The following is a 6,523-nucleotide window of genomic DNA, read 5'->3' as shown; positions in this document are numbered from 1 at the left end:
CGGGCGGCATTTGCCGCCCGCCCCACCGAGCCGTCAAGCGAGGACGACGCCGCAGGCGCTCATCAGCGCAGCTGAACGGGGGGCGCCCAATCGGGGTCGCGGCCGGTGAAAGCGACCAGCCGGTCCAGAGGTGATGCGCTTGCGTCGATGGCGATCTCGGGGCCGAAGGGCATGCCCGGGCCACGGTATTCCGGCTGGATCACACCTTCGAGCACGGTGAGGGCATGCTGGCAGGTGTGCGGGTCCGGATTCCATCGCTGCCCGGTCGCACGGGCCAGGTCCCAGCCGTGGCCGAGCGTTTCGATCAACAGCAGGTCAACGACTACGGAGCCCGGATAGGCGCCCCCCAGCAGCGGAACGTGCACGGTAGCTGTCGCGAGTCCGCCGGCCAGACTCGATCGGATCGTGGCGGTCAGGTGCGCGATCACGGCACTCGGATGGTCGGGGCCCGTGAACACGGACGGGTCGGGCCGCTCGCTGCCGGACGGGTCAGCGAAGGCAGCGTCGAAGTAGGTGAGCCAGCCCAGCAGGTGCCGGCGCAACGTGCTCACGTCGAAGTCGTCGCACGGTGTGGGGAGCTTGTCCTGCTCTGGAGTGATGCCGGGGAACTGGTTAGCCAGGTCTTCGAGTACCGGAAAGATCATGGGACCACTTTCTCTGATAGGTGACTATATCGAGTGTAGTTGACTATCAGCGGTTGGTGATCGGGCAGGGTCTACAGTCATAGGGGTGGTGACACAAGAGTCCGGACGGCGGGCCGAGTACGCGGCTGCGACCCGCCAAGCGATCCTGCTGGCAGCGCGGACACTGTTCGTCGAACGGGGCTATTTCGACACCCGGGTGCAGGACATCGCCCGAGCAGCGCGGGTAGCAGCACCCACCGTCTACGCGGCGGTCGGAGGCAAGAGCGGCTTGCTCCGCACACTCATCGAGGACGGGGTGCGCGCCGCGGAGGCCGGCGGCATCTACGAGCGGATCGCTGCGCAAACCGACCCCGACGCATTGCTGCGCATGCTCGTGGACGGCACTCGCAGCGAGTTCGAGCTCTGGTCGCCGATCATGCGTCAGGCGCTCGCCGCCGCGCCCCAGGACGCCGGCGTCCGGGAGACCGTCGGCGCGGCGCACGACAGCCTGCGCCGCGGATTGCGGGCCACTGCGGCCCGGCTCGGAGAACTGGGCGCACTGCGCACCGGAGTCACCGTCGACGACGCTGCGGATGTGCTCTGGTACTTCCTCGGCAACGCCTCCTACTTCACCCTGACCGACGACTGCCGATGGCCGCTCGACCGCTCCGCCGACTGGCTGCACCGCTGCCTCACCGCCGCGCTGCTCGGCACGTAAGGAAGCGGCCGGCCAGGACCGCACGCTGTCGTGAGCGCGGCGGCCGCGCGACGTGCAGCCACCAGGAACGGCCGGCGCCTCGGCCGCAGACCTCCTTCGACCCGACTCGGCTGACGACCGGCGTCGAAATCCCCGACGGCCCGCTGCGCCCTTTGTCAGCGACAGCGGTCAGTTCACCAACTCGACTCTCGAGGTCACTGTCGGGCGTTTCGACCAAGGCCGTCGGTGTATAGGACGAGGGTGGCTCCGGGCGGGACGGTCGCGCAGGAATGCTCGTAGAGGACATCGCCGACGTTGAGGGGCACGTTTACAGGAGCGGGAAGCGAGCGGACGCCGTCGCCGGGGCCGGCCAGGAGTGAGGTCACCGCCGACCAGCTCCAGGCAGCCTCCCGCGTCGCGGACAGCGCTACCGTGCAAAACCGCTACAACCTCGGCGACCGTTCAGCACAGAACGTGCAGGACTGCTGCGCCGAGCACGGCATCGGGCTTCCCGCTCTCGCCAGACCGAACGGTCCTCTCAAAGCCCTCTCGGAGCAGGTCAACGCCACCCCGTCCCAGCTGGCACTGGCGTGGCTGCGCTCTGGCTGCACACCGCAACCCTGACGCGATCCCCGCCTATGACCCAAACTGGACACGACACCGAGCCGATGGGTCGCGCGTTCGTACTGACGGTGCCGGTCCGCTGAACGGCCATCGCCAGTGCATCAGGCTCACGGGCAGTTCGGGGTGCACGTCGCCCAGCCCGCGGATGCCGCCGCTTCTCATCGGCTCCACCACGTCACAGATGGGAGACCTCTCATGTCTACTGTCAGCACTGCCCGCGTCGCCGTGGTGACCGGAGCGTCCGGTGGCATCGGCCGCGCCGTGGCCGAACGGCTCGCCGGCGACGGCATGAGCGTGCTCGTGGGCTTCTCCGGCAACCCTGGCCGTGCCAAGGAGGTCGTGGACGCGATCACGCAGGCCGGCGGCACCGCAAGCAGCTTCCAGGCCGATGTGGCCGACGAAGACCAGGTCACGGTGCTCTTCGACGAGGCGGAGCAGCGCTACGGCGGCGTTGATGTGGTGGTGAACGTCGCCGGCATCATGCTGCTGTCCCCGCTGGCGGAACTGAAGTTGGACGACCTCGACCGCATGCACCGGATCAACATCCGAGGAACGTTCGTCGTCGACCAGCAGGCCGCCCGGCGCGTCCGCTCGGGGGGCGCGATCATCAACTTCTCCTCCTCCGTGGTGAAGATCGCCCTTCCGGCCTACACCGCCTACGCGGCCAGCAAGGGCGCCGTCGACGCCCTCACCCTGATCCTCGCCAAGGAACTGCGCGGCAGGGACATCACCGTCAACGCCGTAGCCCCCGGTCCCACGGCGACGCCCCTCTTCCTCAACGGCAAGGACCAGGAAACCGTCGACCACCTGGCACACATGTCCCCGCTGGAGCGCCTGGGAGGTCCGTCGGACATTGCCGAAGCGGTCTCTTTCCTCGCCGGCCCCGCCCGCTGGATCAACGGACAGGTGATCTACGTCAACGGCGGCGTCGTCTGAGCCTGCCCCATGCCTTCCCTGCTTACCTGAACCGGAGTGATCGCACCATGTCGAAGAACATCGTCGTCACCGGAGCATCGAGCGGATTCGGCGCCATGACGGCCGCTGCCCTGGCCGACGCAGGCCACACCGTCTACGCGGGCATGCGCGGCACCCAGGGACACAACGCCGACGCCGTCCAACGCACCCACGACTACGCCAAGCGGCACAACGTCGAACTGCGCCCTGTCGAACTCGACGTCTCCCAGCAAGACTCCGTTGACGACGGCATCCAACGGATCTACTCCGAGGCCGGACACCTCGACGTCGTGGTCCACAACGCCGGCCACATGGTGCTGGGCCCCGCCGAGGCATTCACCCCCGAGCAGCTCGCTGAGGTCTACGACGTCAACGTGCTGTCTACCCAGCGGGTGAACCGTGCTGTCCTGCCCCGCTTTCGCCAACGGCGGGACGGTCTGTTGATCTGGGTCGGCTCCAGCAGCACCCGCGGCGGGACACCGCCCTATCTCGCGCCCTACTTCGCGGCCAAAGCAGCCGAGGACTCCCTCGCCGTCAGCTACGCGGCCGAACTTGCCCGCTTCGGCATCGAGAGCACCATTATCGTTCCCGGCTCCTTCACCACCGGCACGAACCACTTCGCTCATGCGGGCCACCCCGCCGGCACCGACATTGCCGCCGCCTACGAAGAGCGCTACGCCGGACTGCTGGACCAGGTCTCGGCCCGGCTGGCCGAGCTCGCTCCGCCGGATGCCGACCCCCTGGAAGTAGCCCGGCAGATCGTGCAGGTGGTCGGCCTGCCGAAGGGTACGCGTCCCTTCCGCGTCCACATCGACCCCGCCAACGACGGCGCCGAGGAAGTCAACAAGGTCGGCGACCGCATCCGCGAGGAGTTCTACGCGCGGATCGGGCTGAGCGATCTGCTCCACCCGAGCGCCGACCACTGACCCACCCCGCCCTGGCGGTCACCCGGCCACCAGGGCCACGGGAGAAGGGCGCAGGCCGGGGGAGTGGTGAGGTGGTCTGCGGTGGCTTCCGGCTCCAGGGCGCCCGCCCCGTCCGGCGACAGTGGGTTCGCGCGGCCGGCGGAGGTCGCTGCGGCGCGCTCCGCATCGCAGGCTGGGCGGACCCCCGTGCCGAGGCGTACTTCTTCCGCTCCGGCTCCGCAGTGGTGTGGCTGGGCGTCCTGCAGGAACCTGCGTCGCACCTGCTGATGCCGGACGGGGCGGCCGACGGACGGTGGCGGCCGCCCCGTTCCTCGACCACGTTGCCGCCGCCGACCTGGCCGCCGCCCGCACCTGGCTGAACGAACCGGCCCACAGGGGCGCCCCCGGGGCGCCCCCGGCGTCCTGCGGGCCCAGCAGCGCCGCCACCGGCCGGCTCACCCTGGACGCGCTGCTGGGCCTGGCCGTACGCCACTGGGACGCCGCCGAGCTCCAGCCCCGGTGTCCGGGACAGGGGCAGTCCCGAGGTGGGCGCGACGCTGCGCCTGGCGGCCCGGTGGGTCCGCGCGGTCCCGCGCGCCGAGTGGACGGGGCAGTGGATCGCTTTGGTGGAGGGAAGGCTGACCGGCGCGGTCGAGGACGAGCACACCGGTTACCTGGCGCTGCATGCGGTCGCCGAGCGCGTGAGGGCCCAGATGAGGGCCGCCGACCTCCGCGACGGCGACGCCACCGCGCGCCACACTCCCCTGAAACTGTCGCCGTGCGTAAGAATGGAGTGCTGATGGAAAAGGGGTCGGCAGATTGACTCACCCATGACTGAATCCCGCCCGGAACAGTCGTCCGGTCCGGGCCCGGATGAACCTCTCCGGCTCAGTGCCGCTGGCGCGGCTGCATCAGCCTGGATCACGGTACTGACCACCGAGCACTACAACATGCAAACCCAGCGCGCCGCCACGATCAGCGAAGCCAACGGACGGGCCAGCATCTTCCTCGGAGCCCTGTCAGCCGGTCTCATCGCTCTCGGCTTCTACGGTCACGCGGGCCACAGCGCAGGCACCACCACCTTCTACACACTGGTGCTGTCGTCACTGGCTTTTCTGGGCGTGGTCACCTTCGTCCGCTGCCTGGAAATCTCCATTGACGACTGGCAGTTCATTGGTCGTATCAGCAAATTGCGCGCCACATATGCGGAGTTGGTTCCCGAACTGGCCGACCTGCTTCTCGTCACGGCCGGCGCCGAGCAGGCGGTGGCCATGTTGACGCCGCGCCGACAGCCCTTTCAGCGGATGCTCAGTGTTGCGGGCAGTATCGGCGTGATCACGAGCGTCGTCATCGGCGCCGACGTCGGCGTCCTGGCCTACGGTCTGCGCGCCCCACTCGCTGCCGCTCTTCCTGCGGGCGTAACGACCGGAATCATTGCCCTTTTCGCGAGCGTCCGCTTTCAAAGCTCGCGCTGGAAGGGGGCTTCCGCCGCCGCCGCTTCTCACCCCAGCATCCAGACCGGAGAAGGAGCCTCCTATACGTGACCAAGCCATTCGAGCCGCGCCGATGAATTGATCCAAGGCGGGGACCTACCTGCGAAAGTGCGCGGCATCCGATGCACTCCCAGAACTTGCCGACCAGGTCGCCAACCGCAAATGGCGCCACCGGAGCCGGATCCGGCCTGGGGGAGGCCGGAGCCAAGCGGCTGGCCCGCGCGGGCGCCAAGCTCGTGGTCGCGGACCGCAACCTGGACAGGGTCGAGCGGGTGGCGAAGGAGATCAACGGGGCCTGAGGCGACGCCACACCGTTCGCCGCCGACGTCAGTGTCTCGAGGAGCGCACCACCGACCTGGGGCACAGCCACCACATCCAAAGCCGCGCGGCGCTGAGCGAGGGGCAGCGCGACTGCACTGCCCCTCGCTCATTCCCGACGTCTACCAGGGCACTTCCCCGTGCTCGTCCTGGAAGGTGCCTGTGGGACCGTTCGCGTCGAGCGTCGCCAGGCGTACGACGACCCGGGCGCTCTCCTCCGGCGCCCTTCCGATCCCGAATGCCGCGGTCAGGTCGGTCGCGGTGGTGCCGGGCTCGACCGCGTTGAACTTGATGCCCGGCTGGGACTTGGCGTATTGCACCGTCAGCATGGTGGCGGCGGCCTTGGACGCGGAGTAGAGGGGCAACGGCAGGTTGAACTCGGGTCGCTCGGGATTGGTCACGGCCCAGAACGACCCGGCGCTGCTCGAAACGGTGACCACGGTGGGGTTCGCGGATTTCCGCAGCAGGGGAAGGGCCGCCTCGGTGACGCGCAGCAGACCCACCGTGTTGGTGTTGAAGACATGGAGAGCCGTGGGGCCGTCGATCGGTCCGTCCCCCAGGATGCCGGCGTTGTTGACCAGGACGTCGAGCCGGCCCTCGGCCGAGTCGATCGTCGCCAGCGCGCTGTTCACCGACGCGTCGTCGGTCACGTCGAGCTGCACGAATCGCGCACCCAGCTCCGCTGCGGCCTTTTCACCTCGCTCGACATCACGAGCACCGATGTAGACGGCGTGGCCCAACTCCAGAAGCTGCCTGGCGGTCTCGTAGCCGATGCCCTTGTTGGCTCCGGTGACAAGTGTGACGGTCATGCGTTTCCCCTCGGAATGTGTGGCCCGGCTGGGCCGGTAAGAGCGCTGAACGCGGCTGGTCGTATGCGGGCGCCCTCGGCTCGGCGCGGCGCACGGCCTG

8 protein-coding genes are annotated in these 6,523 nt (G+C 68.8%); 6 read left to right on the top strand and 2 right to left on the bottom strand.

The window, feature by feature from the left end:
- Positions 1–62 precede the first annotated feature (62 nt).
- On the bottom strand, positions 63–644 hold the full coding sequence (locus ABZT03_RS35390; RefSeq protein ID WP_356047052.1) for a TIGR03086 family metal-binding protein: 582 nt from the start codon (positions 642–644) through the stop codon (positions 63–65).
- 85 nt (positions 645–729) lie between these two features.
- Here ABZT03_RS35390 and ABZT03_RS35385 point away from each other — a divergent pair, with 85 nt between their 5' ends.
- The 6 genes from ABZT03_RS35385 to ABZT03_RS35360 all read left to right on the top strand — a co-directional run bounded on the left by ABZT03_RS35385 (position 730) and on the right by ABZT03_RS35360 (position 5,595).
- Positions 730–1,341: a TetR/AcrR family transcriptional regulator gene (locus ABZT03_RS35385; RefSeq protein ID WP_356047050.1), complete on the top strand. Its 612-nt coding sequence runs from the start codon at positions 730–732 to the stop codon at positions 1,339–1,341.
- Positions 1,342–2,139: 798 nt separating this feature from the next.
- Complete coding sequence (locus ABZT03_RS35380; RefSeq protein WP_356047048.1) at positions 2,140–2,880, top strand: SDR family oxidoreductase; 741 nt, start codon at positions 2,140–2,142, stop codon at positions 2,878–2,880.
- Between the two features lie 47 nt (positions 2,881–2,927).
- The gene (locus tag ABZT03_RS35375; protein ID WP_356047046.1) at positions 2,928–3,824 is read left to right on the top strand and encodes an SDR family oxidoreductase; all 897 of its coding nucleotides are present in this window, start codon (positions 2,928–2,930) and stop codon (positions 3,822–3,824) included.
- A gap of 524 nt (positions 3,825–4,348) precedes the next feature.
- A complete protein-coding gene (locus tag ABZT03_RS35370; protein WP_356047045.1) occupies positions 4,349–4,603 on the top strand; it encodes a hypothetical protein in 255 nt (84 codons plus the stop codon).
- A gap of 30 nt (positions 4,604–4,633) precedes the next feature.
- Positions 4,634–5,347, top strand: coding sequence for a hypothetical protein (locus tag ABZT03_RS35365; RefSeq protein WP_356047043.1), 714 nt, complete (start codon positions 4,634–4,636; stop codon positions 5,345–5,347).
- A gap of 71 nt (positions 5,348–5,418) precedes the next feature.
- On the top strand, positions 5,419–5,595 hold the full coding sequence (locus ABZT03_RS35360) for an SDR family NAD(P)-dependent oxidoreductase (protein ID WP_356047042.1): 177 nt from the start codon (positions 5,419–5,421) through the stop codon (positions 5,593–5,595).
- A 141-nt stretch (positions 5,596–5,736) separates the two neighbouring features.
- Here the strand turns inward: ABZT03_RS35360 and ABZT03_RS35355 are convergent, their stop codons facing one another.
- A complete protein-coding gene (locus tag ABZT03_RS35355) occupies positions 5,737–6,423 on the bottom strand; it encodes an SDR family NAD(P)-dependent oxidoreductase (protein ID WP_356047040.1) in 687 nt (228 codons plus the stop codon).
- Between the last annotated feature and the right edge of the window lie 100 nt (positions 6,424–6,523).

It is taken from the genome of Streptomyces sp. NPDC005574, assembly GCF_040605435.1.
Lineage (GTDB): Bacteria > Actinomycetota > Actinomycetes > Streptomycetales > Streptomycetaceae > Streptomyces.
This window is presented reverse-complemented; position numbering and strand designations above follow the sequence as displayed.

What these genes read in the sequence shown, in the direction of transcription:
- ABZT03_RS35390 (WP_356047052.1), bottom strand. Translation starts at nt 644, where the DNA reads ATGATCTTTCCGGTACTCGAAGACCTGGCTAACCAGTTCCCCGGCATC.
- ABZT03_RS35380 (WP_356047048.1), top strand. Translation starts at nt 2,140, where the DNA reads ATGTCTACTGTCAGCACTGCCCGCGTCGCCGTGGTGACCGGAGCGTCC.
- ABZT03_RS35375 (WP_356047046.1), top strand. Translation starts at nt 2,928, where the DNA reads ATGTCGAAGAACATCGTCGTCACCGGAGCATCGAGCGGATTCGGCGCC.
- ABZT03_RS35365 (WP_356047043.1), top strand. Translation starts at nt 4,634, where the DNA reads ATGACTGAATCCCGCCCGGAACAGTCGTCCGGTCCGGGCCCGGATGAA.
- ABZT03_RS35360 (WP_356047042.1), top strand. Translation starts at nt 5,419, where the DNA reads ATGCACTCCCAGAACTTGCCGACCAGGTCGCCAACCGCAAATGGCGCC.
- ABZT03_RS35355 (WP_356047040.1), bottom strand. Translation starts at nt 6,423, where the DNA reads ATGACCGTCACACTTGTCACCGGAGCCAACAAGGGCATCGGCTACGAG.